Here is a 24348-nt window from a genome sequence, read left to right as displayed (position 1 = left end):
ACCCGTAGTAAACACTGGATCTGAACGATTCACGAAATACACTAAGCACCCTTTCAGCGTTTTTTCAGGGCACGTCTCGGCGCTAGGCTTGCCACCTGATGTTTACCCCGCTTGAGACTGTTCATGACCGCTGCTACGACCTTGCACTACATCTACGACCCCCTGTGCGGATGGTGCTACGGCGCCAAGCCATTGATTGACGCTGCCCGTGCCATTTTGCCGGTGGTCGCCCACAGCGGCGGAATGATGATCGACAGTCATCGGCGTCCGGTGTCCGCGCAGTTGCGTGACTATGTAATGCCCCATGACAAACGCATTGCCGAACACACCGGGCAGGTGTTTGGCGACGCCTACTTCGATGGCTTGTTGCGCGACACCAGCGCGGTCTTCGATTCGGCGCCGCCCACCACGGCCGTCTTGGCCGCCGAGCAATTGGCCGGGCGCGGTCTTGACCTGCTGGGGCGTTTGCAGATTGCTCACTATGTCGAAGGGCGCCGGATTGCAGATGAAGACGTGCTGATGGCCGTGGCGGCGCAAATGGGCCTGGATGTGCATGCGTTTCTCGCGGCGTATGACGCGTGCAACGGCGAGGTCACGCGCGCGCACTTCAAAGCCAGTCGCAGGTTACTGGCCGATGTGGGCGGCCAAGGGTTTCCGACATTGGTGCTTGAGCGTGAGAGGCTGTATCAGGTTGTGGATATAAGCCCTTGGCTGGGCAACCCGCAGGCCTTCGCCCAATGGCTGCGACAACTGGCCGCTACTGGTGCCCATAAGCCTTCCAACTCGGCGCCAGCCTGCGGTCTGGATGGGTGTGCGGAGTAATACCGGGCGTGGTGGCAATGGATCGCCTGACATTCAAAGGCGATGGAAGTTTCATCAAATTGACACCCGGATGTAACGGCGGATAGGATTCCTGCCAACGCCTGTGGCTATAAGCCATACACCAACTCTTCGAAAGGCCAGCATTGTGTCTTTGTGCCGGCCTTTTTTGTTTATGTGAAGCAACCACCACTCAATGTTTCAGCTTGAAACCCACAGCGCGCCTTTATCCAGCAATAAGGAAAATAATATGTTGAACAAACGGATAGGTCTTCTCGCGTTGGGCGTACTCAGTGCTACCCAGGCCATGGCTAACGATCAAGCTGACGCAAAAGGTTTTGTAGAAGACAGCCATCTGAATGTGCTGGCGCGCAACGCCTACATTAGCCGCGACTACAAAAACGGCGTAGACCGCAAAGCCGAGTGGGGCCAAGGCTTCCTGGGCACCTTCACCTCCGGCTTCACCCAAGGCACCGTGGGTGTGGGTGTGGACGCTTTCGGCATTTACGCACTGCGTCTGGGCAGCGAGGGTAACCTCAGTGGCGCTGGCGGTATCGATTTCTTCAAGGTTGGCGATAGCGGCAAAGCGGCCAAAGACATTGCCAAGGCCGGCGCTGCGGTGAAGTTCCGCGTCTCCAACACCGTACTCAAGTACGGCGACCAGATGCCTGCCTTGCCGGTGCTGATGTACGACAACTCGCGTCTGATGCCAGAAAGCTTCACCGGTACGTTGTTGACCTCCAAAGAAATCGACGGCCTGGAACTCAACGTCGGTCGCTTCACCGCCGAGTCGCGTAAAAGCGCCGACGCCCGTGACAGCGGCGACCTGAAAAGCATCAACGTGTTCGGCGGTAGCTACAAGTTCACCGATAACTTCTCCGCCTCGTTGTACGCCTCCGACATGGAAGACGTGCTGCGCAAGCAATACCTGGGCATGACCTACGTGCTGCCGCTGCAAGACAAACAGTCGCTGACGTTTGACTTCAACGGCTACCGCACCCACGTCAACTCCGATTACGCGCGCGATGTGCTGGAAGTCGACGGTCAGGACAACAAAATCTGGAGCCTGGCGACCACCTACGCGTTCGGCGCTCACTCGTTGATCTTGGCGTACCAGCAAAGCACCGGCGAAATCGGCTACCCCTACGGCGGCTACCGCAACGCAGGCGGCGTGGGCGACGGCGGCAACACCATCTTGCTGGCCAACTCCTACTGGTCCGACTTCAACGCCAAAGACGAACGTTCGTGGCAGTTGGGTTATGGCTTCGACTTCGGCGCTGTGGGCATTCCGGGTCTGACCTACAACATCGCTTACGTGCGCGGCAGCAACATCGACGACGGTTCCGACCGTGGCCGTGGCACCGAGCGCGAAATCTACAACCAGGCCAAGTACGTCGTACAAAGCGGCCCGGTCAAAGACCTGAGCGTGCGCGTACGCGGCTCATGGTTGCGCGTGTCGAACAACGCCGACCAGTACAACAAAGAAGGTAACGAGCTGCGCATCTTCGTTGATTACCCGATCAACGTATTCTGATGCCGCCGGCCTGCGCTGCAGGCCGAACCGCTGAACGAAAAACGCCCCGAGCCGGATCACCGGTCGGGGCGTTTTGGTTTTCAGGGCTGACAGAGAATCGGTTGATCGCGCCACTGGCGCCAGGCCTGTTCCAGACCGCTGCCGTGGCTGGCGCCGGGCACCACAACCGATTGCAGGCAGCGTGCAGCGCCCAGCGCGTGACGGTAGCGAACGAGCAGCCCGGGCGGCACGATTCGATCATCGCTGCCCACAAAATGCCGCTGGACGATCCGGGTCAAACGCTGGCGCCTGTCCAGTGGCTCAAGCGATCCGGTCAGCGGGCTGAGCTGTTGCAGCGCCACCCACTGACGCGGGCTGAGGTTCCCGGCCAGCGTCTGCACCTGCGCCACATCCTCGCGCTGGCTGGCCAGCAGCAACGCTAACGCAGCGCCGCCCGAATACCCCACCAACTCAAAGTCCTGATTGCCCAGCCGTGCCTTGATCTGATCCAGCGCCTGATCGAGGCTCGACAACACCTCGGGGCTGAAACGCCGATCCGTCCACATCAGTGGGGTGCATGCGCGGGCGCTGACAAACTGACACGGACGCGCCAGGTACACACTCGGCACGGGATCGCTGAATGCAAGGCGTGCCATCATCAAGTCGTGAGGGCTGGGGTCCAGGCTTGGCTGACGGGGCGTCGCCCACGCATGGCCGTCGCCTTCCAGGTACACGCGAATGCGCGCCGAAACGGGCGCTGGCGAGGGCAGGGCCAGCATCAAGGGAAAATTCGGGGTGTGGATAACATCAAGCCGTTGCTGCTGGCGTGATGCCTGTTCCTGCAACGCCTGAAGTGGCGTCTGACAACCGCCGAGCAGGGCGCTAAACAACAACGCCATGCCCAACGGCCAGACACCCACCCGCGAGCGCGGGTTGGGGCCTGAAGGCTTCATCAGAAGTCGTAACGCACTTTGGCCGAGAAGGTATCGGCGTCGAAACCTGATTTGCCGACATAGTCGTAACTCAGGCCCAGCGTCACGGCACCCAGGCGGTAATCGGCGCCTACACCGGCTTCATAGCTGTTGCGCACGGCGTTGGCACCGCTGGTCACGAACGGCGTATTACCGAGGGTGAAGGTCGAGGTGCTGCTGGCTTCATCCGCGGCAAAATCGTGGAACGCCATCAACTTGGCTTGCAGCGTCAGTGTGCCCTGGCCCAGCGGGTAGCTGGCTGCTACGCGAAAGCCTGCGCCCAGTTCTGCCACTTCGTAGCGTTGATCCTTGACCTTCAATGCAGCCGACGAGCCCTTTTCGCGGTAGCCGTCGATATCTACCAGGCTGTAGCGCGCAGCGATGCGTGGCTCGATCAGCAGGTCGGGCGTGATGTGGTAGGTGTAACCGCCCACCATGTTCACGCCGAACAGGTTGCTGTCGTAGTCGGCTTTGGCCTTGGTGTTACCGATGCTGCGCTGGCTGTCGTTGTCGTTCATGCCGTAGGTCAGCGCCGCGTCAACGAAGTAATTGCCTTGCTCAAAACCGCCGTACAGGGTGAATGCATGGCTGTCGACTTCGGTTTTGCTGCCCGCTTTGCCGTTCACATCGGTGTTCAAGTAGCTGTACGCCAGACCCAGCGTCAGCTGATCGTTGAGCTTGCCGTCTGCGCCGACCGCGATCCCGCGGCTGTACGCATTAAACCCGGCCACGCCATCGCGCATGTCCTGATTGGCATCGCTGTACAGGGTTTGCACCCATACGCCGGTCTCTTTGAGCGTGTCGCCAGACGACAGGCCGCGTCCGCCGCCGGTACGGTTGCCCGTCACGTTACTGATCAAGGTTTGGCTGGTGGTCGCCGCCTGGGTGGCGCCGCCGTTCACATCTGGCGCCAGTTGTTCTGCCAGTTTTTTCAGCGCTTCAGGGTTGTTGGAAGCGTTGACGTAGTGCTGAAACAGCGGGTCTTGCGGGCTGAGCTGTGCCAATTGGCGGGTGACTTCGGTGAACGCCGCGCCAGCCTGTTGTGCGTTATGCGAGCCGCCGATGTCAGCGATCACATTGCCGACTTCAGCCGCGCCTTTGGCAGTGACCTTGCTTACGATCTGATTGTTCTCAACCACGTAGCTGTCGACATTCAGCAGCGACGAGCTGCTGGTGACGCTCAGCCCGTTGTCTTGCAGCTCGTTGGCTTGCACCAATGTGTAAGTGGTGCCCTCTGTGCGGAAGTCGTTGCCTTTGGCGGCCAGCTGAATCTGCGAACCTTTGCCGAATTCGGCTGTGCCGCTGACGGCCAGCACAGGGCGGCGGGCATCGGTGGCAGCGCTCAGGTTCAGCCCCAGCGACGAATTACCGGCCACGTACAGGTTGCCATCCAGCGTGGTGTGGGGCAGGCCGAGGTCCAGGTGCGCGGGCGACGACGTGCTGCCGACATCCACCCAGCCATTATTTTTCATGCGGATGTTGGCGCCGTCTGCCGTGGTGTCGGTGCCTGTGAACGCAGCGTTACCGGTCACTTCGATCATGCTCAGGTCGATCAGGTTACCGGTGGTCTTGCTGCCGTCGCCCAGTGTCAGGTAAACACGGCCGTCGCTTTCCGAGGCATCTACCGCTTCGTCTTGAGACAAGAGGGTGCCGTTGTTGACCACGTTCAGCGCGCCGCCCTGATTGACGCCATCGATATCAAAACCGCCGATTACAATGGCGGCATCTTGTGCCTGAATCACGCCGTTGTTGACGATGTGGGCTTGCTCGCTGGCGAAACTGACACCGTCGGCACGGATGCCTTCAGCATCTTCGCCGGTGGCAATGATAGTGCCGTTGTTCTCGATGCCGCGCACATCAGCGCGGTCATTGATGTTACTCACGCCGTTCCAACGTTCGGAACTGGTCACATCGATGGCAGTGCTGCCTTCGCCGGTGACGTGAATCAGCCCGTTGTTGATAAGACGGCCATCCAGTTGCCCGCCTTCCATCTGAAAGGCTTTGGCGCCCGTGCCTTCAGCGATGATCTTGCCCGAGGCGGTGTTTTTGAAATCACCGTTGATATGCGTCGAGCCAGAAATATACGCAGCCCGTGAGACGTCACGGTCGTCCTCGCCCACATCCGGTTCGCCTTTAGCGCTCAACAACCCTTCGTTGATGACATCACCGCCCACCACGGCCGGATCAATCAACCACGCGGTTGCGCCATTGCCTTGGGAGCTGACACTGCCTTTATTGATCAGGTTGCCGCCGATCGTATTGTTGGCCCACATCACGTCACCGTTCGACGGGTTGGGGTTGTACCAACTGTCCATGTCGATGCCGCCACCCGAGCTATGGGTTGAGGTAATGGTGGCGTTGAAGACCAGGTCTTTGGCGAAGTCGGAACCCAGGATATGAAGCGCCTCGACGCCCTCTTGAGAGTGGTTCATCGACCCGGTGATTTCGACGTTTTCGCTGAACTGCTGGCGTTCAAGGGTCATGCCAGCATCGGTCAGTTGCAGCGTTTGCGCTTGAACAGGCAGGGCACAGGCAGTGATGGCGAGGGCAAGCAGGCTTTTACGGAATAGAACAGAGGACACAAATTCTTCCTTAAACATCGGCTGATAATCCAGGCGCTTCCGTGCATGTGCTTTTTCAAAGCGAATGATGGCTAAGCGCCATGCACGCAAAAGCGCGGCGATATTAAAGGAGATGATGGCTAATTAACACTAGTGGATGATGTCGACCCTTCACTGAGGGTTTGAGAGGGCAGGCGACCGTTGATGAAGCGCTCGGCATCGACGACAGAGGGGGAAGCACGGAATGAGTTCCGGGACTTTTTCGGCACAAACAAAAAAGGCTCACCTTGCGGTGAGCCTCTTTCGGTGTTTCGTATGGTGCCGGCACCAAGAGTCGAACTCGGGACCTACTGATTACAAGTCAGTTGCTCTACCAACTGAGCTATACCGGCGTTATGGGCGACGAGTATACCGGGATGTTTTGGCTTGTAAACCCCTGATATCAGACTATTTTCACGGTATCTGCTGCAACGCTGGCGCCATCGGGGTTGCGGGTGTTTTTAAAGCGCTCGCATGGCCCCAAAAGATCAGCAAATTTGGGCATTACGCGTTGGTAAATCCCAACTCAAATAACGTCCCGCTGTCGTCGCTGCTGACCCGGACTTCGCCGTCGTGCAAGCGCATGATCGAGCGCACGATCGCCAGCCCCAAACCACCCGAGTCCCCCGGTTCTGCTCGCGACGGGTCGATCCGGTAGAAACGGTCGAATAATTTGTTCAAGTGCTGCGGTTCGATGGTCGGCCCGGTGTTGTGTACGCCGATCCAGCAATAACCCGGTTCATCCCGTCGCAGCAAGCTGACGGTTGAACCCGGCTCGGCATGGCGCACGGCATTGGCCATCAGATTGCTCAAGGCCCGTTGTAGCAAGTGCAGATCCGCCGTCAGCATTCCGTGGAGCTGGTTGTCCAGGCGCAGTTGACGGTCCTCGGCCAGGGCATCGAAGTAATCGCACAGCTCTTCGCCCACGTCCCGCAGATTCAACGGGTGAAGGTGCAACGGACGTTGCCCGTGTTCGGCGCGGGCGAGGAACATCAGGTTTTCGGCCATGCGGTTCAGGCGTTCGTACTCTTCGATGTTCGAGGCCAGCACTTCCTGATATTCCGCCGGGCTGCGCGACTGGTTCAGCGCCAGGCTGTTGCTGCCCAGCAGGTTGTGCAGGGGGGTGCGGATCTCATGGGCCAGATCAGCCGAGAACTGGGACAGTCGCTCAAAGCTGTCTTCCAGTCGCGCCAGCATGGCATTGAGCGCCTGCACGGGTTCTTTGAGTTCGGTGGGTACGTTATCCACAGCCATGCGCTGGTCTAGGCTGCGCGGGTTGATGCCGCGCATGGCCTGCGCCAGTGTGTGCAACGGTTTCAGGCCACGGCGCAACAGCAGGCCGCCCAGAGCAAAGGCCAGCAACGTGCCCAGCCCGATGGCGACGTACAAGTTCAGGCGATAGCGGGCGAGGATGTGCTCGCGCTCTTCCAGGCGTTTACCCACCATCACGCTCAAGGTTTCGCCCGCAGGCCCTTGCGCCATGCCCGCCAACAGCACGGTGGCATCCAGGGTCTGGATGTCGGCCCGCTGTGGCGCACGGTCTTTGGCGATGGGCGGCAGCGTGGGCAGGGCTTGTCGATGCGGGTTGATGGCGATGACTTGCCCGCCATCCTGACGTTTTACCAGCAGCACGCTGTCCTGATTGCCCAGCATGTTCTGGTACAGGCGCGGGCGTGCTTGCAGGGCTTCGAGGCTGTCACTGTCGTGGAGCAAGGCGCGCATCTGTTCGAGTCGCCCGAGCAAGGCCTGATCGTCCCGTAGCGCCAGTTCCGACGCCAGCGAGCGATACAGAAACACCCCGATCACACTCAGCACCAGCGCACAGGTCAATGCAATCGCCAGCGCCAGTCGCCAGGTGATGGATTTACTCATCGGGCGCTTCCAGTTGATAACCGACGCCGCGCACGGTGTGGATAAGTTTTGGCATGTAGGGATCGTCGACCTTGGAGCGCAATCGGCGCACAGCGACTTCGACCATGTTGGTGTCGCTGTCGAAGTTGAGGTTCCAGACCTGCGAAGCGATCAGGGTCCGTGACAGCACTTCGCCCTGACGGCTGGCCAGTAAATGCAACAGCGCGAATTCTTTATTGGTCAGGCTGATGCGCTGGCCGCCCCGGCTGACGCGACGGCGCAATACGTCGATTTCAAGGTCAGCGATGGTATAGGACTCGGCTTCACGCATCGGACCACGGCGCAACAGGGTGCGCACCCGTGCCAGCAGTTCAGCGAAGGCGAAGGGCTTGAGCAGATAGTCGTCGGCGCCCAGCTCAAGACCGCGCACGCGATCCTCGATGGCGTCTTTGGCCGTCAGGAACAACACCGGTGTGGCGCCACGCTGGCGGATCAATTGCAGCAACTGCCAGCCATTGAGCCCCGGCAACATCACATCAAGAATCACCAGGTCGTATTCCTGCTGCTCGATAAAGTAACGCCCGTCCAGCCCGTTCAACGCCACATCCACTGCAAAGCCTGATTCTTTCAGGCCCTTGGCCAGAAAATCCGCAGTCTTGGCTTCGTCTTCCACCACTAACAAACGCATCGCACACCTCGATCAATCGTCTGCACAGGCTAGGCGCCTTCGCGAGTGTTGCCTATTACAAACTTGTAATCCAACTGACGGGGTTCTGACGAACAGCGCCGGGTAAGGTGGTGTCATTCATTCAGGAGCAAGCCCAATGATGCTGAAAACCCTGCTGTCAGGCGCTGCCATGGTCGTCGCCCTCAACGCTCAGGCCGCCCCTGCATTGCCGCGGCATGCGGAGCTGGATCTGACCACGGCGCGGCAATTGGCCGATGCCACCCTCGCGCACTGCACCGGCGCTTTCAGCGTGCTGGACCGGGGTGGTAACGCACTGGTGACCATGCGACCTGAAAGTGTCGGGCCGCACAACTTATTGGCCAGCCAGCGCAAAGCCTACACCGCGCTGTCCACCAAAACCCCGACCCGGCTGTTTGCCGAGCGGGCACGCACCAACCCCGAAGCCTCTAACCTCAATTCCATCCCGGAGTTGCTGCTGTTGGGCGGCGGTGTCCCGCTGTTTGCCGGCAATGAACTGGTAGGAGCGTTGGGCGTGGCCGGTGCCGGTGGGGCCGAGCAGGACGAGGCGTGTGCAATCAAAGCCGCTCACGCCGTTGGCCTGACGATTGAGCGTTAATTGTTATTAATTGGAGGATGACCGATGAAATCTTTACGTATGACGATGGCCGCTTTGAGCCTCAGCGCGGTGTCCAGCCTGGCACTGGCCGCAGGCAACCCTTTGAGCGTGCATGTGTTGAACCTCGAGAACGGCTTGCCGTCGCCGGGTGTCAACGTGACGCTGGAGCAGCACGTTGGTGAAAGCTGGAAGCCGCTGGCGCAAGGCGTGACCAACGAACAAGGGCGTATCAGCGAGCTGTTCCCGGCCAAAAAAGCCATGGAAACCGGCGAGTACCGCGTCGTGTTCAAGACCGGCGACTACTTCAAAAAAGCCGGACGTGACACCTTCTTCCCTGAGATTCCGGTGATTTTCGACGTGAAAAACGTCGATCAGCACTACCACATCCCGCTGCTGCTGAGCCCGTACGGCTTCTCGACTTACCGCGGCTCCTAGGCCTTGTAGCCCTAAAGGCAGGCCCCTTGCTGGCGTCAGTTATCCACAGCGCTGCGCCAGCAGCATCAGGTTACGCGGGGTGAGGTGGCTGTCGCAGAATGCGCCCAGTTGCACGTCATAGCCGCGCTCACTCAAGAACAACGCCCGGTCCAGCACCAGCCACAACTCCAGCGGGCGCCTAAATAAGCCGCGCACCAATTCCAGGTTGCGTACCTGTGCCAGCCGCTGCCATCCCGCCTTTTCCAGTGCAGTCCAGTCTTCAACGCCGGTTGTGGATAAGTTTTTCAGCGCTGCCAACGCCTCGCAATACACAGAAAATGGCTTGCTCAGCCACGTGCTCGGCAATGACGGTGTGGATAAGTACTCGTCACATTGCCGCGCCTGACGCTGCCACAAATCAAACCCCAAACGCCGCGCCATCGACTCATCACGCTGGCGGCGTACGCGGCTGCCTGCGGTAACGGTCTCGCTCAGGGGCAGGCTCAAGTCTTCCCGGGACAGCAACAGGCTCGAAGCGCGGGCGGCTGTGGATAACGGTTGATAGCTGGGGGTGCTGATGCGGTTGTAACAGCAGGGTGAAAGCGCCAGTTGTCCACAGCCTGCGGCGCTCGCCAGTTGCAACAGCCGCACATGCAGGTCGCCACAGGCATGCAGCGCCACCGGGGTCATGTCGGCCGTCAACTGTGCGGCGGCCTCGGCCGTGAGCACGTCTTGTTGCACGTGGCGGGCATCGAGGTGGTGACGCTGGCTGAGCAAGTGCCCGGACTCAATCAGCGCCGGGTCGTATTCCAGGCACGTCAATTGCTGCCCTGAGCTGAGCAGACGGCGGCCCAAATGGCCTTTACCTGCGCACCAGTCCAGCCAATGAGTGGGGGCGTTTTGAAACGTCAGGCACTGGGCGAAGGCGTCGATTTGCTGCCATTTACGCCCTGGCACGTCGACCTGCAAACGCGGCAATGCTGGCCTGAACGCCTGCGTCGGCAAGGACGTGACGGCGCTCAAGGCGTGCGACATCGCAGCCAGCACCGGGAACGGCGCGGGGGCGGGCAACGCGTGAGGTTGGTTGTGGCTGTCTTCGGCGTCCTGTAACGAACGCTGGCGCAGCCACTGCGCCAGTTCGGGGTGTTGCGCTTCCCACGGCAGATTCAGTTGCGTGAATGGACGCGGGCGCCACAGGTGTTGATGTTGGCTGAGGAAGGTGTCCAGTGCGCGGAAGCGGGCGAGCAACGACTCACCCCGCAACACGTCCGGCTTAACGGCCCTGGCAGGCATCGACGCGCAACCAGCGCTCCAGCAGTTTGAAACCCTGAATCAGCACAAATGACATCACCAGATAGATCACACCGGCAATCAGGAACATGTCCACCGTCTGGTACGTGCGAGCAATGATGGTGCGGGTCATGCCGGTCAGTTCCAGCAGGGTCACGGTACTCGCCAGCGAACTGGCCTTGAGCATCAGGATCACTTCGTTGCTGTAGGCAGGCAGACCGATGCGTGCGGCGCGGGGCAGGACAATGTGGATCAGGGTCTTGAAACGCGACATGCCCAACGCACGGGCAGCTTCGATTTCACCCGGCGGGATGGCCTGAATCGCGCCCCGCAGGATCTCGGCAATGTACGCCGCCGTGTGCAGGGTCATGGTGATGATCGCGCACCAGAACGGGCTGCGCAGGTATGGCCACAACACACTGTCGCGCACGGCTTCAAACTGCCCGAGGCCGTAATACACCAGAAACAGCTGGATCAGCAGTGGCGTGCCGCGGAAGAAAAAGATGTACGCGTAAGGCAGCGAGCGCACGTACCACAGCTTGGACGAACGGGCGATGCCCAGCGGGATGGCGACGATCAGCCCGGCGATGACCGACAGCGCCGTCAATTCGAGGGTCAGGGTCGCGCCCTGAATCAGCTTGGGCAGCCACTTGATGAAGAGTTCCCAGACCATTACGTTCTCCTCACAAAGCCGCGCGCTGCGCGTTTTTCAAGCACATGCATCGTACCCATGGCCAGAACCGTCAGGCCCAGGTACATCACCGCAGCCACCATGTAGAAGGTGAACGGATGTTTGGCGAAGGTCACGGCGTTTTGAGCCTGACGCATGATTTCTTCCAGGCCGATCACCGACACCAGCGCAGTGTCTTTCATCAGGATCATGAACAGGTTGCCCAGTCCGGGCAGGGCGATCCGCCACATTTGCGGCAAGACCAGCCGGGTGAAAATCCGTGGTTTGGTCAAACCCAGCGCCAGACCCGCCTCGCGGTGGCCTTTCGGGATGGCCAGAATGGCGCCGCGAAACACTTCAGTGGCATACGCGCCGAAGCACAGGCCCAACGCGATGACACCTGCCGCGAAGGCGCTGAGGGTCAGGTCGGGCATGCCGATGAACTCGCCCAGCGCGCGCACGGCATTCACGCTGCCGAAATAAATCAGCAGCACCCACAATAGCTCTGGCACGCCGCGTACCAGCGTCGAATATGTGCCGCCCAGCCAGCGAACAGGCTTGTATGGGGAGGTTTTGGCCAATGCGCCGAGCAAACCCAGCACCAGGCCCAGGCACAGCGCCGTGAGTGCCAGTTTGACGGTCATCAGCGCGCCAGCGGCAAGCGCCGGGCCGAATCCGTATAAGTCGATAGTCATAAATAGGCAGGCTTTGCTAGGGACCGGCGCAGCCTTGCGGCGCGCCGGTCAGGCAGGTCATTCAATGCTGAATGGGAAATACTTGTTGTTGATCTTCTTGTAGGTGCCGTCTTCTTTGATTTCTTTGAGGGCAAGGTTCAACTTGGTGCGCAGGTCGGTTTCGCCTTTGCGCAGCGCAATGCCGACTTTGTCGTCTTCGTTGATTGGCTCGCCTTTGAACTCGTAGTCTTTGCCTGCCGGGTCATCTTTCAACCAGCCATAAATCGCGTACTTGTCGGCCAGCAGCCCATCTACCCGGCCAGAGGACAGGTCGAGGTAAGCGTTTTCCTGGGTGTCATAGAGCGAGATGTCGCCGCCTATGTTGTCTTCCAGCCAGGTAGCGGCCTGTGTCGCACGCTGGGTGCCGAGTTGTTTGCTTTTGAGCGAGTCGATGTCAGTTTTGAACTCGACACCCTTTTTTGCCACGAACTGCTGCTTGTTGGAGTAGTACGGGTCGGTGAAATCCACAGCGTTTTTGCGTTCGTCGGTGATCGACAGCGACGAAACGATGAAGTCGAACTTTTTGGCATTCAGGGCAGGAATGATGCCATCCCAGTCCGAGGTCACCACCTCGCACTCGGCCTTCATTTTTGCACACAGCGCGTCGGCAATATCTTTGTCAAATCCGACGATCTTGCCGCTTTGGTCTTTGGAGTTGAACGGAGGGTAAGCCCCTTCGATCCCGACTTTGTACTTATCCACAGCCAAGGCGTTCGCACTGAACACCAGCGTGGCGGCAGCGGCCAGAAGAAACTTTTTATAGTTCTGCATTCGTGTTGCTCCGTTAGCGGTTGCTGGACATGAATTGTTTGCAGCGCGCTGAAACCGGGTTATCGAAAACCTGTTCAGGCGACCCTTGCTCTTCGATCAGACCCTGGTGCAAAAACACGACTTCGGTGGACACCTGACGGGCAAATCCCATCTCGTGGGTAACCAGCAGCATCGTGCGGCCTTCTTCAGCGAGTGCGCGGATCACACTTAGTACTTCCTGGACCATTTCCGGGTCAAGTGCCGATGTCGGTTCGTCGAACAGAATTACCTTGGGCTGCATGGCCAGCGTGCGCGCAATCGCGGCACGTTGTTGCTGGCCGCCGGACAGTTCGGAGGGGTAGGCGTGACGTTTGTCAGCGATGCCGACCTTGGCCAGCAACGCTTCTGCCACTTCAATGGCCTCGGCTTTGCTTTGCCCCAGTACCCGGCGTGGCGCCTCGATAATGTTGTCGAGGATGCTCATGTGCGGCCACAGGTTGAAGTTTTGAAATACAAAACCCAGTTCGCTGCGCATGCGGTTGATTTGCTTGCCATCGGCAGCAACCAGTTCGCCATTCTTGGCCTTTTTAAGCGAGAGCTCTTCACCGGCCACGATGATCTGGCCTTCGTGAGGGTTTTCCAACAGGTTGATACAGCGCAGCAGCGTCGATTTGCCGGAACCGGAAGAACCCAGGATCGAGATCACGTCGCCGTCGCGTGCGGTCAGCGAGATACCTTTGAGTACCTCAAGCTCGCCGTAGCGTTTGTGCAAATTGCGGATTTCAAGCGCGGGCGTGGCCAAAGCCATGTGCGGTCCTCATTGTGTTCGGGTGCGATCCTGCTGTTGGGCGGCCGTCCTGGCGATGGCCAAGCTAGCATAGGGCTATAAGCGCCACCAACTGCTACACGGGCACAAAAAAGCATACCGGTGGCCGTTGGTCGCATTGCGACAGCAGACTGTCGCGTTGACAACAACCGAGCCGGTGTTTTGCCCTTGAACCAGACAGGTATCGCGTAAAAAAGGTCGCGATGGTGCCAGTTTTGGCCACTCGTTGGAAGCACGAACCTACTAAAGGTCGAAGATGCGCACCGGATTTGGGCTCATGGGGCGCAAATGGGTAATGTTGGTGCGTTTGGGTGGGATGTAACTGAGTGTTACGGTAACAATGACATCCAAAGCCTTGCGCTAAAGCGACTGCGATTTTTTCGAAGTGCCTTTGCAGCCCGCAGAAAACGGCACTTTGTCACATTTTGGCTCACTTATTGCGTCAAGGATTCTAAACGCCTGTGTTTGTTACTTTTTACGAAAGTCAACGCAGGTGCTCGGAATGGCTTCAATCAAAGGTAGTCGCAATGAGCAATACGCAATCCTCTAACCATCTGGAACAAGGGCTCAAGCCACGGCATGTGACCATGCTGTCGATTGCCGGCGTCATCGGCGCCGGCCTGTTTGTGGGCTCCGGTCACGCCATTGCGCAGGCTGGCCCTGCCGTGCTGCTGGCCTACGCCGCCGCCGGTACGCTGGTTGTGCTGGTGATGCGCATGCTGGCCGAAATGGCTGTGGCCTCACCCGATACCGGCTCGTTCTCCACCTACGCCGACCGTGCCATTGGTCACTGGGCCGGTTTCACCATCGGTTGGTTGTACTGGTGGTTCTGGGTCTTGGTGATTCCGCTGGAGGCCAACGCGGCCGCCACCATTCTCCACGCGTGGTTCCCGGACACGGCGATCTGGGTGTTTACCCTGGTCATCACCTTATTGCTGACCGCCACCAACCTGTTCAGCGTGAAGAACTACGGCGAGTTCGAGTTCTGGTTCGCGCTGGTGAAAGTGCTGGCGATCATTGGCTTCATTATTTTGGGTGTATTGGCGATCTTTGGCCTTTTACCCAACAGCCAAGTCAGCGGCGTTTCCCATCTGGTCGACACCGTTGGCTTCATGCCCAACGGCATGGGCGCGGTACTGGCCGCCATGCTGACCACCATGTTCTCGTTCATGGGCACTGAAATCGTCACCATCGCGGCGGCGGAATCCAAAGACCCGAGCAAGCAAATCACCAAGGCCACCAACTCGGTGATCTGGCGCATTGGCCTGTTCTACCTCGTGTCGATCTTTCTGGTTGTAGCGCTGGTGCCGTGGAACGACCCGAGCCTGGCGCAGGTTGGTTCGTACCAGACCGTACTGGATCGCATGGGCATCCCGAACGCCAAGCTGATCGTCGATATCGTGGTGCTGATTGCCGTGACCAGTTGCCTGAACTCGGCGCTCTACACCTCGTCGCGCATGTTGTTCTCGCTGAGCAACCGCGGTGACGCCCCGGCTGTGGCCAAGCGTACCAATACCAGCGGTACGCCTTACTGGGCTGTGATGATGTCCACTGGTGCTGCGTTTCTGGCGGTGTTCGCCAACTATGTGGCGCCGTCGGCGGTGTTCGAATTCCTGCTCGCCAGCTCCGGCGCTATCGCCTTGTTGGTGTACTTGGTGATTGCTGTTTCGCAACTGCGCATGCGTCAGAAGCGCACCGCTCAGGGCGAAAAAATTGCGTTCAAGATGTGGCTGTTTCCGGGCCTGACGTGGGCGGTGATTGTGTTCATCGTGGCAATTTTGACCGTCATGCTGTTTCAAGAAGCGCATCAGGTCGAGATCATCGCCACCGGCTTGCTGAGCCTCTTTGTGGTCACGGCGGGCCTGCTGGTCGCCCGTCGTCGTCGAATTGAAAGAATGGGGGCACCGGTACTCAACTGACGCCAGGACGGCTCAAGCGGTTGAGTTCCACCCGGACCGCCATCGAAACGGATGGCGGTCTTTTTTTGCCTTCAATAACGCCCTCCGCCACGACCGTTGATCACTATCTGCGGGGTATTTCTCACTCTGTGGGAATGCTATTTCAGCTAATGGGAAACTCCGTGCACCATGCGATCAAGAGCATGGGGCCGACAATGAACAACAACACGCCAACAGATCGCTTGCTGCACATCCTCGTCACGCTGGGGCAATCCGGCGAGGCCATCTCTGCCCGCGAGCTGTCTGCGCAACTGGGCCAGCCACTGAGCAGCACCTACCGCCACCTCAAAACCTTGCTGCGTTGGGGGCTGGCCGAAGAAAACGGACAGGGCCGCTACCTGCCGGGCCCGGCCTGTTTGCAGTTGGCAAAAAAATTCGACCGCGAGGCGGTACTGGTCACGCTGGCCAAGCCCGAACTCAAACGGCTGGCCGACCTGAGCCAGGAAAGCGTGGCGCTGATGGTGCCCAGCAACGGTCAGGCGATCTGCATCGAATTGGTCGACAGCCCGCAACCTTTGCGCTGCTGCTACCAAAAAGGCCTCGCCCAGCCGCTGTTGGTGGGCGCTTCGGCACGTGTGCTGTTGGCACACATGGACCCGGCTCACAGCCTGGCCTTACTGCACGGCCAGGGCGTCGACGAGGCGGCGTGCGCAGATTACCGGCGCAGCTTTGAGCAGATCCGCGCTCAGGGTTACGCCGTGAGCCTCAGTGAAATCGACGACGGCATCTGGGGCGTCAGCGCCCCCTTGATCGACAGCCGCGAGCGCCTGCAAGGCGCCATCAGCCTCATGGCCCCAGCCTTTCGTGCCCAGCAACGCAGTGAGCGCCTGATCCGTTGGACGCAGGACGTCGCGCTGCGCTTAAGCGCTCGCCTGGATTGAATGTAATGGGAGTTTTCGCATGACCGTTGTACCTGACATGTCCCTGTGGACAGGCCGTATTGACGCCGCCGAAGGGCAGGGTGCCCTGCGCTGGCATCAATGGATCAAGCCGCTGTTGCCGAATGTGCCTGCGGGCGCGGCGCTCATTGGTCTGGCCAGTGATGAGGGCGTCAAACGCAATCAAGGCCGCACAGGCGCGCGTCTGGGGCCACCGGCCTTGCGTTCGGCGCTGGCCAATCTGGCGTGGCACGGCAGCGCGCCGTTGTATGACGCCGGGGACGTAGCCTGTGTGGGCAGCGACCTCGAAGGCGCACAACACGCTTACGCGGCGCAGGTCAGTGAGCTGCTGGCCCAAGGGCATTTGCCACTGGGACTGGGGGGTGGGCATGAAATCGCCTTCGCCAGTTTCAGCGGGCTTGCCGATTACCTGCGCATGCAAACCCCCGCACCGCGCATTGGCATTCTCAATTTTGATGCGCACTTTGACTTGCGCCACGCCGAGCAAAGCAGCTCCGGCACACCCTTCCGGCAAATCGCCGAGTACTGCCAGCGCGCCAACATGCCGTTTGCGTATTGCTGCCTGGGCGTCAGCCAGTTGAACAACACCCAGGCCCTGTTCGAACAGGCCGAACGGCTGAACGTGCGTTACCGCCTCGACCGGCACATGAACAGTTGGGACATGCCCGCACTGGAAACCGCGCTGGATGACTTCTTGGAGGGTGTGGATCACCTCTACATGACGATTTGCCTGGACGTGTTGCCTGCCAGCCAGGCGCCGGGCGTGAGCGCCCCGTCGGCGCACGGCGTCGACCTGAACATCGTCGAGCACCTGGTGCGGCGCGCCAAGGCCAGCGGCAAAGTGCGCATGGCCGACATTGCTGAGCTCAACCCCGGCCTCGACATCGACCACAGAACCGCCCGCATCGGCGCGCGGCTGCTGGCCAGCCTGATTAATTAAGTTTTCCCCTCGTTCCTGAACCCGCTTGTTGAATCATAAAAAAAAGAGAAATTCGCCATGCTGACATTCCAACTGGATGCGCTGAGCACCCTCGCTCTCGCGTTGCTCCTGCTGGGCCTGGGTGCCCAACTGAAAAAACACAGTTACTGGCTGCGCCAACTCTGCGTCCCCGCGCCGGTGATCGGGGGCTTCGGCTTTGCCTTGCTGATTTGGCTGTTGCGCGATCGGCAACTGCTCGACCTGACCCTCGACACCAGCCTGCAAACCCCCTTGATGGTCGCGTTCTTTACCACCGTCGGGTTGGGCGGCAGCCTGGGCTTGTTACGCAAGGGCGGCAAGCTGCTGTTCATCTACCTCGGTGCGTGCTGGGGGTTGGCGCTGGTGCAAAACGTGGTCGGCGTGAGCGTGGCCAAGGCGCTGGGCATCGATCCGTTGCTGGGCATCATGGCGGGCGCGGTTTCGCTGGAAGGCGGGTTTGGCGCGGCAGCGGCCTTTGGCCCGATTGCCGAAAACCTGGGTGCCGTGGGGGCGACCACCGCAGCACTCGCGGCGGCTACCTTCGGCATGGTGGCGGGCGGCTTGCTCGGCAGCCCGTTGGCGCGCTGGTTGATCGAGCGCAACAAACTGAGTGTCAAAGCGGAAGACGCGGGCTCGCTTAAGGCGTTTGAAGGTGCGGTCCACACACCGCCTGCGGCGTTGGACGCAGCTACGCTACTGCGCCTGCTGACCTGCATCGTGGTGATCATGGTGGTGGGCTTCTGGCTGGGCGGTAGCTTGCAGCAACACTTGGGCATCGTGTTGCCGAGCTACGTGGGCGCCATGTTTGTCGCGATCGTGCTGCGCAACCTCAACGACCGTACCCAGGCGGTAGAACTGCCCGACCATGCGGTCAGCACCATCGGTGATGTCAGCCTGGGCATGTTCCTGACCATGGCCATGATGAGTCTCAAATTCTGGGAGCTGGAACAGCTCGGTATGCCGTTGCTGGTGATTCTGGTGGTGCAAGTGGTGATCATGTTGCTGCTGTGCATCTTTGTGCTGTTTCGCCTGTTTGGCGGCAACTACGACGCCGCTGTGTTGTGCGCAGGTTTCATGGGGCACGGGCTGGGTGCCACGCCCAATGCCGTGGCCAACATGGGCGCAATCTGCGATCACTACAAAGTGTTTTCGTACAAAGCGTTCATCATCGTGCCGTTGTGTGGCGCGGTCTTGATCGACATCGTGGCGATCCCGATGATCACCTGGTTCATCAACGCGTTTGCCTGAGCCGGTCAATACGCTGGCGAGGTACGAGGCGGCCGATCGCGTCGCAATCGATCACAGCCCCGAACCCCGGCAGCGACTGCCGCAGTGATGCCAACCCGTAGCCGGGGCGTTGTCAGGCGAGTTTCGGCACGGTAAAGCGAAACTCGCTGCCTTCGCCCGGCTTGCTCTCGGCCAGCAACTGGCCGCCGTGGGCCTTGATGATGCCTTGGGAGATGTAGAGCCCCAACCCCGTGCCGGCGGCATTGCCCTCTTTGGCCGTCCAGTAGCGCTCGAAAATGTGCGGCAACTGCTCAGGTGCAATGCCTTTGCCGGAGTCGCGCACGCTGAACACGATTTCATCGCCATTGGACATGGCCGCTACGCCGATCTTGCCATCTGCCGGGGTGAACTTGATCGCATTGCCGATCAGGTTCGAGAGCACCTGGAACAGGCGTTCCGGGTCGGCGTGGATCTTCAGGTCGGGCTCAGCGTTGAACGTCAGTTCTACCGACTTGTCCAGCGCCAAGGGTGCCAGCAACGAGAACGCTTCCTCAAAAATCTGGGTCACGTCCAGCGGCTGCGGGTTGATGGTGTAGCGCCCGGCTTCGATCTTGGAAGTGTCCAGCAAGTCTTCCAGCAACACGTTCATGCGGCTGCTGGCTTGTTGCATGGTGTCGATGGCCGAGGTGATGCGGCGTGAGGTGTGCGGGCCGTCGCTGCTGAAGGCTTTTTGCATCATGCCGCAGAGCATCGAGATGATGGTCATGGGGCTGCGCAAGTCGTGGGAGACCACCGCCACCAGTTCATCGCGGGCACGCACCGCCTGTTGTTCACGCAGTACTTGGCGGGCGAGATCGTTCTCCAGGGCCGAACGGCGCAGGTCGTTGGCCGCGAACAGGTCGCCGTGGCTCCATTTGCTGGAGATACCGTCCATCTCGACTTTCCACAGCTCGAATGAGGTGCGCGGGCTCAGGCGCAGGCCGGTGGCGCTGGCCTCAAGGTTGAGGGGTTTATTCGGGTCCCCGCTCCACGGGATGCTTTCCTTCACCTCTTTGCGAAACCACAGCACGGCATTGTCGACCGGCTTGGGCAGGGTCATGGCCAGCAGGCCGCTGGCGATGTCTTTGTAGTCCGCGGCGGGCGGGTAAAGCGTGGACAAGCTGTGGCTGGAGAGCACCGAATCGCCTGACGCCTTGAACCATTGGTACAGCGCACGGATTTCATCAGGTTGCGGGCACTCGCCGTAACGGTGCAGCACCTTGTCTTCCATAATCGCTACGCCGCTGGCGCCCGTGAGTGACATCAGCAATTGAGGGGTTGCGGCCAGGCCGTCAAAGACATTCTCCTGACTGTTGACCATGGCAGTGTTGAGCTGCACCAGCGCGTCCATTTTGGCTTCGCGCTGGCGGCTGATTTCCAGGGTTTGCAGCGCACTGATTTGCAGCGACAGCACTTGGCCGATTGTCTGGCAGGCCATGCGCAGTTCGTGGGGCACGTGCAGCGGCTGGCGATGGCCGCAACTGATCAGGCCCCACAACCGCTCGCCGTCCATCAGCGAGATGCTCATTGACGACAGCACGCCCATGTTTTTCATGTACTGGCAGTGAATAGGCGACACGCTGCGCAGCACGGCGCCGCTCAGGTCCAGCGCTTCGCCGGTGTCGGGGCGCAGGCGTGGCACCAGTTCGACCGGCTGGTAGTCGGCGTTCGGAATGATCCGCAGCCAATGCGTGCGATACAGCTCGCGGGCTTGCTCCGGGATATCGGAGGCCGGGAAGAACATGCCGTTAAACAGCTCCATCGACGGTGCTGACGCTTCTGCGATGACTTGGCCGTGGCCTTCCTCCTGAAAACGGTAGATCAGCACGCGGTCGTAGCCGGTGAGGGCCTGGATTTCCTGGACGCAAATTTCGTACAGAGCGGGCAAGGTTTTGGCCGCTTGCAAGCGTTGCAGCATGCGGCTCAGGTTGCGCACTTTGTCCATCGTGCTTTGGATCTGTACCGCGTCGGGCTTCAATTCCAGCTCAAGCACCAACACGCCGCCTTCGCGGTGCAACAGGCCTTCGTACTGAATGCCCTGCAGTTCCAGCTCCAGCGGTGGCACGTCCACTTGGGCGGCAAACACGGCCGCATTCTTGACGGCGCTAGCCGCTTCGGGGCCCGTCAGCATGGCCAGCGGCTCGCCCAGTAGCGCCTGAGCGCTCAGGCCAAACAAGCGCTGTACGTTGTCGCTGATTTGCTGGATGTGCAGGTCAGGCTCAGACAACGTCAGCAGCAAGCCGTGGGGCTGAATGGCGCCCGGGTAGCGGATAGGTTCATCGGCGCAATTGACCAGCAGGGCTTCAAACGCCTCAGTGTCGAGTGGATTCATAGCAAAACCTCCTGGCGTTCGAGCCACTGCTCGAAACAGCTAAACGTTGAACAGGCAGCCTGTGCGGCTTCGCTTCGCCCTGTGGCATCGAGCGGCACACTGCCCAAAAATTCCAGAAATGCTTTCCAGTGCTGGCCGGTGTCTTCGCCATACACAAACAGGAAAGCGCCGCCGGTATCGGCATCAAGGCCCAACTGCTCAGCCACCCTCTTACGCAGCACATTGCCACCCAGGGTGGCGCCTTCGAGCACATACAAAACGCCCAACGTGGCGGCTTCACTGCGCAAGTCAGGCAGGTGCGGGCAGCGGGGCAGGGCTTGGGTGTCAATGCCCAGTGCTGACAGGTCCTGCGCCAAGGCAGGGGTCTTGAGTCGCGCATGCAGGTCAAAGCCTGCCGGGATAAACGCACTGCGCATCAGCCGGTCTTCCAGCGCCTCATAAAACCCGAAATACGCACCCAGCAAGCGTGTGTAACGTTCGAGGTCGAGCGTGTCTGAAAAAAACGGTAAACGCTGCTCCAGCGCAACGTGCAGGGTGTGCGTACCGGCGCGCAGATCATTCAGGACGCTGGGCGCAGCAGGGGAAGGTTGGACTGGTGGCATGCCGTGTAACAGGGCTCTCTGCGTGCGCAATAAATAGACGTTCATGACTTTTTGAAGCCATGGCGTGAAAAAAGTGCAATTAATCTGTCAGGTCGTGAAGGAAAAGTCTGGCAGATTGATAGCACTTTGTGCGAGCCCAAGGGCTCAACACTGGATCGACGGTACGATCGAACACGTCATTTTATGGCCCCCGTGACTGCGAGGATTCACCATGCTCGAACTGCGCCCCAATTGTGAATGCTGTGATTGCGATTTGCCGCCGGATGCGTCACATGCACGTATCTGTTCATTCGAGTGCACCTTCTGCGCCGCGTGCTCAGAACAAAAACTGGGCGGGCTGTGCCCCAACTGCGGCGGCGAACTGCTGGCCCGTCCGCGTCGCCCGGCCAGTAAGCTCACCGATAACCCGGCCTCCACGGTGCGGGTGAACACGCCTGAAGGCTGTTAATTAAACGCTGTAGCGAGGAAAACGTTTGATGTGGGTAGCAAGTGCGATTTTCGTCTTCACGATTGTGTTGGTCATCTGGCAGCCCCGCGGTTTGGGTGTGGGCTGGAGCGCGTCGATGGGGGCGGTGTTGGCGCTGATCTTTGGCGTGGTGCACGTGAGCGACATCCCTTTGGTGTGGTCAATTATCTGGAACGCCACCGGCACGTTTGTCGCGCTGATTATTATCAGCCTGTTGCTGGATGAAGCGGGGTTCTTTGCCTGGGCGGCGTTGCATGTGGCGCGGTGGGGGCAGGGCAGTGGCAAACGGCTATTCGCCTTCATGGTATTGCTCGGCGCGCTGGTCTCGGGGCTGTTTGCCAATGATGGTGCGGCGCTGATCCTGACCCCGATTGTGGTTGCCATGCTGCTGGCGCTGCGCTTCTCGCCAGCGGCGACCCTGGCGTTTGTAATGGGCGCGGGGTTCATCGCAGACACCGCCAGTTTGCCCCTGGTGGTGTCGAACCTGGTGAACATCGTGTCGGCCGACTTCTTCAAAATCGGCTTCAACCAATACGCAGCGGTCATGGTGCCGGTCAACCTGGTGAGCGTGGCGGCGACGCTGGGCATGCTGCTGTGGTTCTTTCGCCGCGATATTCCGGCGCGCTATGACCCCGCCGAACTGGATTCCCCGGCCAGCGCTATTCACGACCGCGCCACGTTTATCGCCGGTTGGTGGGTGCTGGCTATTCTGCTGGCAGGGTGTTTTGCGCTGGAGCCGCTGGGCATCCCCATCAGTGCCATCTCGGCGTTATGCGCGGCGTTACTGCTGTTGATCGCGGCTCGCGGGCACAAGATTTCAACCCGCAAAGTGCTCAAGGAAGCACCTTGGCAGATTGTGATTTTTTCCCTGGGCATGTACCTGGTGGTTTATGGCTTGCGCAATGCCGGGCTGACCAACGTACTGGCCGGCTGGCTCGATGCATTCGCCGCGCATGGCGTGTGGGGCGCCACACTCGGCACGGGGCTGCTGACGGCGCTGCTGTCGTCGATCATGAACAACTTGCCGACCGTACTGATCGGCGCGCTGTCTATCGACGCCAGCAGCGCCACGGGCGTGATCAAGGAGGCCATGGTGTACGCCAACGTCATCGGCAGCGACCTGGGCCCGAAAATCACCCCGATTGGCAGCCTGGCCACGTTGTTGTGGCTGCACGTGCTGGCGCGCAAGGGGATCCGCATCACGTGGGGGTATTACTTCAGGGTCGGCATTGTGCTGACCGTGCCCGTGTTGCTGATTACCTTGGCAGCGCTTGCTGTTCGGTTGGGTGGCTGAGGGCGGTCAGTGCGCGTTACGGGCGCTATGTTCGGCCAGCAGGCGCGAGGCTTCAACGTAAGCGGACTGGAAGGCCGGGGTTTCGACCCAGGCCAGTGCGGCGTCTTCGTCGTCACCGTGCACGGTCATGCGGAAGGCAATCAACAGGCCCATCAGAAAATCGGTGGCGTCTTCTTCCTCTTCCTCTGAAATCACCAGCTCCAGCACCGGGTATTGCAGGAACACGCTGCACATGGCTTGCAGCCCGCTGGTTTCGGCGGCTTTCATGGCCTGGAACAGGTCGTCGAAATCTGAAGGTTCGAAGCCGTTTTCCTTGATGTCCTGGAAGTCGAAGGTGCTGAGGTCGATCTTCACGTCATCGAACGGATGATCGATCTGGGCAGAAGCCGAAGCGTTCGCTGGCTTGCCCATACGATTCTGTTTGGCTTTGGACTTGGCCCGCTGCGCGTGCTTGTGCTGTTTCTTTGGCGTTGCCATGAACGTGTGTCCTGTGGAGGCTGAGGAGAGGATTGAACTCCATCTCTTCGCAATCGCCAAGCGAAGTGGCTGGTTATCCTTGTTCTATCTCCCCTTCACCCGTGTAAAGCGCGGTCAGAAACGGGCCAGATGCCCCAAAACCTTCCGACCACATCGGTAGGCCTGATAGACGACTTTTTATAACTTTTGAGAGTTTTCCTACGGATAAGCCAAACATTGTGAAGTAGCGTCCTGTCGCACTTAGGCGGCGAACACGGATCGTCAATTTGCGCAGGGGATGTTATGGCGGTTAAGAATATCTTCCCGAATACCCTGGGATGTAATGGGATAGATGGCAACAGGCGACATGCCGAG

22 protein-coding genes and 1 tRNA gene are annotated in these 24348 nt (G+C 59.8%); 10 read left to right on the top strand and 13 right to left on the bottom strand.

Going from position 1 to position 24348, the window contains the following annotated elements:
• Positions 1-123: 123 nt before the first annotated feature.
• Both CJF39_RS09755 and CJF39_RS09750 read left to right on the top strand, forming a co-directional pair.
• On the top strand, positions 124-822 hold the full coding sequence (locus CJF39_RS09755; protein WP_094993225.1) for a DsbA family protein: 699 nt from the start codon (positions 124-126) through the stop codon (positions 820-822).
• A 247-nt stretch (positions 823-1069) separates the two neighbouring features.
• Entirely contained in the window at positions 1070-2353 is a 1284-nt protein-coding gene (locus CJF39_RS09750) for an OprD family porin (protein WP_094993224.1), read from the top strand.
• Between the two features lie 80 nt (positions 2354-2433).
• Here the strand turns inward: CJF39_RS09750 and CJF39_RS09745 are convergent, their stop codons facing one another.
• The 5 genes from CJF39_RS09745 to CJF39_RS09725 all read right to left on the bottom strand — a co-directional run bounded on the left by CJF39_RS09745 (position 2434) and on the right by CJF39_RS09725 (position 8442).
• A complete protein-coding gene (locus tag CJF39_RS09745) occupies positions 2434-3285 on the bottom strand; it encodes an alpha/beta hydrolase (protein ID WP_249275344.1) in 852 nt (283 codons plus the stop codon).
• Positions 3285-5885 (bottom strand): autotransporter outer membrane beta-barrel domain-containing protein, encoded by a 2601-nt coding sequence (locus tag CJF39_RS09740; RefSeq protein ID WP_249275343.1) that lies wholly within the window; start codon positions 5883-5885, stop codon positions 3285-3287. Before CJF39_RS09740 ends, CJF39_RS09745 begins: the two co-directional genes overlap by 1 nt.
• Before the next feature lie 295 nt (positions 5886-6180).
• Positions 6181-6256, bottom strand: a tRNA-Thr gene (locus tag CJF39_RS09735).
• Between the two features lie 151 nt (positions 6257-6407).
• Positions 6408-7775: a heavy metal sensor histidine kinase gene (locus CJF39_RS09730; RefSeq protein WP_094993223.1), complete on the bottom strand. Its 1368-nt coding sequence runs from the start codon at positions 7773-7775 to the stop codon at positions 6408-6410.
• Positions 7768-8442 (bottom strand): heavy metal response regulator transcription factor, encoded by a 675-nt coding sequence (locus CJF39_RS09725; protein ID WP_094993222.1) that lies wholly within the window; start codon positions 8440-8442, stop codon positions 7768-7770. The genes CJF39_RS09730 and CJF39_RS09725 overlap by 8 nt, the downstream gene beginning before the upstream one ends.
• 136 nt (positions 8443-8578) lie before the next feature.
• Here CJF39_RS09725 and CJF39_RS09720 point away from each other — a divergent pair, with 136 nt between their 5' ends.
• Both CJF39_RS09720 and uraH read left to right on the top strand, forming a co-directional pair.
• Positions 8579-9058 carry a GlcG/HbpS family heme-binding protein gene (locus CJF39_RS09720; RefSeq protein ID WP_094993221.1) on the top strand — a complete coding sequence of 160 codons (480 nt, stop codon included), beginning with the start codon at positions 8579-8581 and terminating at the stop codon, positions 9056-9058.
• A gap of 24 nt (positions 9059-9082) precedes the next feature.
• Positions 9083-9493 (top strand): hydroxyisourate hydrolase, encoded by a 411-nt coding sequence (gene uraH / locus CJF39_RS09715; protein ID WP_094993220.1) that lies wholly within the window; start codon positions 9083-9085, stop codon positions 9491-9493.
• Between the two features lie 39 nt (positions 9494-9532).
• Here the strand turns inward: uraH and CJF39_RS09710 are convergent, their stop codons facing one another.
• From CJF39_RS09710 to CJF39_RS09690, 5 genes are read right to left on the bottom strand one after another with little or no spacing between them, the layout of a single operon-like run.
• Entirely contained in the window at positions 9533-10765 is a 1233-nt protein-coding gene (locus CJF39_RS09710) for a methyltransferase (protein ID WP_094993219.1), read from the bottom strand.
• Positions 10746-11435: an ABC transporter permease gene (locus CJF39_RS09705; RefSeq protein WP_094993218.1), complete on the bottom strand. Its 690-nt coding sequence runs from the start codon at positions 11433-11435 to the stop codon at positions 10746-10748. The genes CJF39_RS09710 and CJF39_RS09705 overlap by 20 nt, the downstream gene beginning before the upstream one ends.
• Positions 11435-12127 carry an ABC transporter permease gene (locus CJF39_RS09700; protein ID WP_094993217.1) on the bottom strand — a complete coding sequence of 231 codons (693 nt, stop codon included), beginning with the start codon at positions 12125-12127 and terminating at the stop codon, positions 11435-11437. Before CJF39_RS09700 ends, CJF39_RS09705 begins: the two co-directional genes overlap by 1 nt.
• Before the next feature lie 57 nt (positions 12128-12184).
• The gene (locus tag CJF39_RS09695; protein ID WP_094993216.1) at positions 12185-12937 is read right to left on the bottom strand and encodes a transporter substrate-binding domain-containing protein; all 753 of its coding nucleotides are present in this window, start codon (positions 12935-12937) and stop codon (positions 12185-12187) included.
• 13 nt (positions 12938-12950) lie between these two features.
• Entirely contained in the window at positions 12951-13724 is a 774-nt protein-coding gene (locus CJF39_RS09690; protein ID WP_094993215.1) for an ABC transporter ATP-binding protein, read from the bottom strand.
• Positions 13725-14269: 545 nt separating this feature from the next.
• Here CJF39_RS09690 and gabP point away from each other — a divergent pair.
• The 4 genes from gabP to gltS all read left to right on the top strand — a co-directional run bounded on the left by gabP (position 14270) and on the right by gltS (position 18805).
• The gene (gene gabP / locus CJF39_RS09685; RefSeq protein ID WP_094993214.1) at positions 14270-15661 is read left to right on the top strand and encodes a GABA permease; all 1392 of its coding nucleotides are present in this window, start codon (positions 14270-14272) and stop codon (positions 15659-15661) included.
• A gap of 194 nt (positions 15662-15855) precedes the next feature.
• Positions 15856-16581: an IclR family transcriptional regulator gene (locus tag CJF39_RS09680; RefSeq protein WP_094993213.1), complete on the top strand. Its 726-nt coding sequence runs from the start codon at positions 15856-15858 to the stop codon at positions 16579-16581.
• Between the two features lie 19 nt (positions 16582-16600).
• Positions 16601-17539, top strand: coding sequence for a formimidoylglutamase (gene hutG, locus CJF39_RS09675; RefSeq protein ID WP_094993212.1), 939 nt, complete (start codon positions 16601-16603; stop codon positions 17537-17539).
• A 57-nt stretch (positions 17540-17596) separates the two neighbouring features.
• On the top strand, positions 17597-18805 hold the full coding sequence (gene gltS / locus CJF39_RS09670) for a sodium/glutamate symporter (protein ID WP_094993211.1): 1209 nt from the start codon (positions 17597-17599) through the stop codon (positions 18803-18805).
• Positions 18806-18917: 112 nt separating this feature from the next.
• On the opposite strand, the gene CJF39_RS09665 is transcribed toward gltS, so the two are convergent.
• Entirely contained in the window at positions 18918-21155 is a 2238-nt protein-coding gene (locus CJF39_RS09665; RefSeq protein WP_094993210.1) for an ATP-binding protein, read from the bottom strand.
• On the bottom strand, positions 21152-21757 hold the full coding sequence (locus tag CJF39_RS09660; protein ID WP_094993302.1) for a biliverdin-producing heme oxygenase: 606 nt from the start codon (positions 21755-21757) through the stop codon (positions 21152-21154). The genes CJF39_RS09665 and CJF39_RS09660 overlap by 4 nt, the downstream gene beginning before the upstream one ends.
• 211 nt (positions 21758-21968) lie before the next feature.
• On the opposite strand from CJF39_RS09660, the gene CJF39_RS09655 reads away from it, so the two are divergent.
• Together CJF39_RS09655 and CJF39_RS09650 are read left to right on the top strand one after the other, a co-directional pair.
• Positions 21969-22205 (top strand): DUF1272 domain-containing protein, encoded by a 237-nt coding sequence (locus CJF39_RS09655; protein WP_094993209.1) that lies wholly within the window; start codon positions 21969-21971, stop codon positions 22203-22205.
• Positions 22206-22233: 28 nt separating this feature from the next.
• Positions 22234-23517: an arsenic transporter gene (locus CJF39_RS09650; RefSeq protein ID WP_094993208.1), complete on the top strand. Its 1284-nt coding sequence runs from the start codon at positions 22234-22236 to the stop codon at positions 23515-23517.
• A 6-nt stretch (positions 23518-23523) separates the two neighbouring features.
• Here the strand turns inward: CJF39_RS09650 and CJF39_RS09645 are convergent, their stop codons facing one another.
• Complete coding sequence (locus CJF39_RS09645) at positions 23524-23994, bottom strand: hypothetical protein (protein ID WP_094993207.1); 471 nt, start codon at positions 23992-23994, stop codon at positions 23524-23526.
• Between the last annotated feature and the right edge of the window lie 354 nt (positions 23995-24348).

Origin of the sequence: Pseudomonas lundensis, assembly GCF_002269125.1 — a bacterium.
GTDB classification, from domain to species: Bacteria; Pseudomonadota; Gammaproteobacteria; order Pseudomonadales; family Pseudomonadaceae; genus Aquipseudomonas; species Aquipseudomonas lundensis_A.
Note: the sequence above shows the minus strand (reverse complement) of the source record. Positions and strands in the feature narration are given on the sequence as shown.

Bases quoted from the DNA above. Each gene is read 5' to 3' on its own strand.
- CJF39_RS09660 (WP_094993302.1), bottom strand. From the start codon at position 21,757: ATGCCACCAGTCCAACCTTCCCCTGCTGCGCCCAGCGTCCTGAATGAT.
- CJF39_RS09665 (WP_094993210.1), bottom strand. From the start codon at position 21,155: ATGAATCCACTCGACACTGAGGCGTTTGAAGCCCTGCTGGTCAATTGC.
- CJF39_RS09645 (WP_094993207.1), bottom strand. From the start codon at position 23,994: ATGGCAACGCCAAAGAAACAGCACAAGCACGCGCAGCGGGCCAAGTCC.
- hutG (WP_094993212.1), top strand. From the start codon at position 16,601: ATGACCGTTGTACCTGACATGTCCCTGTGGACAGGCCGTATTGACGCC.
- CJF39_RS09650 (WP_094993208.1), top strand. From the start codon at position 22,234: ATGTGGGTAGCAAGTGCGATTTTCGTCTTCACGATTGTGTTGGTCATC.
- CJF39_RS09680 (WP_094993213.1), top strand. From the start codon at position 15,856: ATGAACAACAACACGCCAACAGATCGCTTGCTGCACATCCTCGTCACG.
- CJF39_RS09720 (WP_094993221.1), top strand. From the start codon at position 8,579: ATGATGCTGAAAACCCTGCTGTCAGGCGCTGCCATGGTCGTCGCCCTC.
- gabP (WP_094993214.1), top strand. From the start codon at position 14,270: ATGAGCAATACGCAATCCTCTAACCATCTGGAACAAGGGCTCAAGCCA.
- CJF39_RS09750 (WP_094993224.1), top strand. From the start codon at position 1,070: ATGTTGAACAAACGGATAGGTCTTCTCGCGTTGGGCGTACTCAGTGCT.
- CJF39_RS09700 (WP_094993217.1), bottom strand. From the start codon at position 12,127: ATGACTATCGACTTATACGGATTCGGCCCGGCGCTTGCCGCTGGCGCG.
- uraH (WP_094993220.1), top strand. From the start codon at position 9,083: ATGAAATCTTTACGTATGACGATGGCCGCTTTGAGCCTCAGCGCGGTG.
- CJF39_RS09725 (WP_094993222.1), bottom strand. From the start codon at position 8,442: ATGCGTTTGTTAGTGGTGGAAGACGAAGCCAAGACTGCGGATTTTCTG.
- gltS (WP_094993211.1), top strand. From the start codon at position 17,597: ATGCTGACATTCCAACTGGATGCGCTGAGCACCCTCGCTCTCGCGTTG.
- CJF39_RS09695 (WP_094993216.1), bottom strand. From the start codon at position 12,937: ATGCAGAACTATAAAAAGTTTCTTCTGGCCGCTGCCGCCACGCTGGTG.
- CJF39_RS09655 (WP_094993209.1), top strand. From the start codon at position 21,969: ATGCTCGAACTGCGCCCCAATTGTGAATGCTGTGATTGCGATTTGCCG.
- CJF39_RS09730 (WP_094993223.1), bottom strand. From the start codon at position 7,775: ATGAGTAAATCCATCACCTGGCGACTGGCGCTGGCGATTGCATTGACC.
- CJF39_RS09755 (WP_094993225.1), top strand. From the start codon at position 124: ATGACCGCTGCTACGACCTTGCACTACATCTACGACCCCCTGTGCGGA.
- CJF39_RS09745 (WP_249275344.1), bottom strand. From the start codon at position 3,285: ATGAAGCCTTCAGGCCCCAACCCGCGCTCGCGGGTGGGTGTCTGGCCG.
- CJF39_RS09705 (WP_094993218.1), bottom strand. From the start codon at position 11,435: ATGGTCTGGGAACTCTTCATCAAGTGGCTGCCCAAGCTGATTCAGGGC.
- CJF39_RS09690 (WP_094993215.1), bottom strand. From the start codon at position 13,724: ATGGCTTTGGCCACGCCCGCGCTTGAAATCCGCAATTTGCACAAACGC.
- CJF39_RS09710 (WP_094993219.1), bottom strand. From the start codon at position 10,765: ATGCCTGCCAGGGCCGTTAAGCCGGACGTGTTGCGGGGTGAGTCGTTG.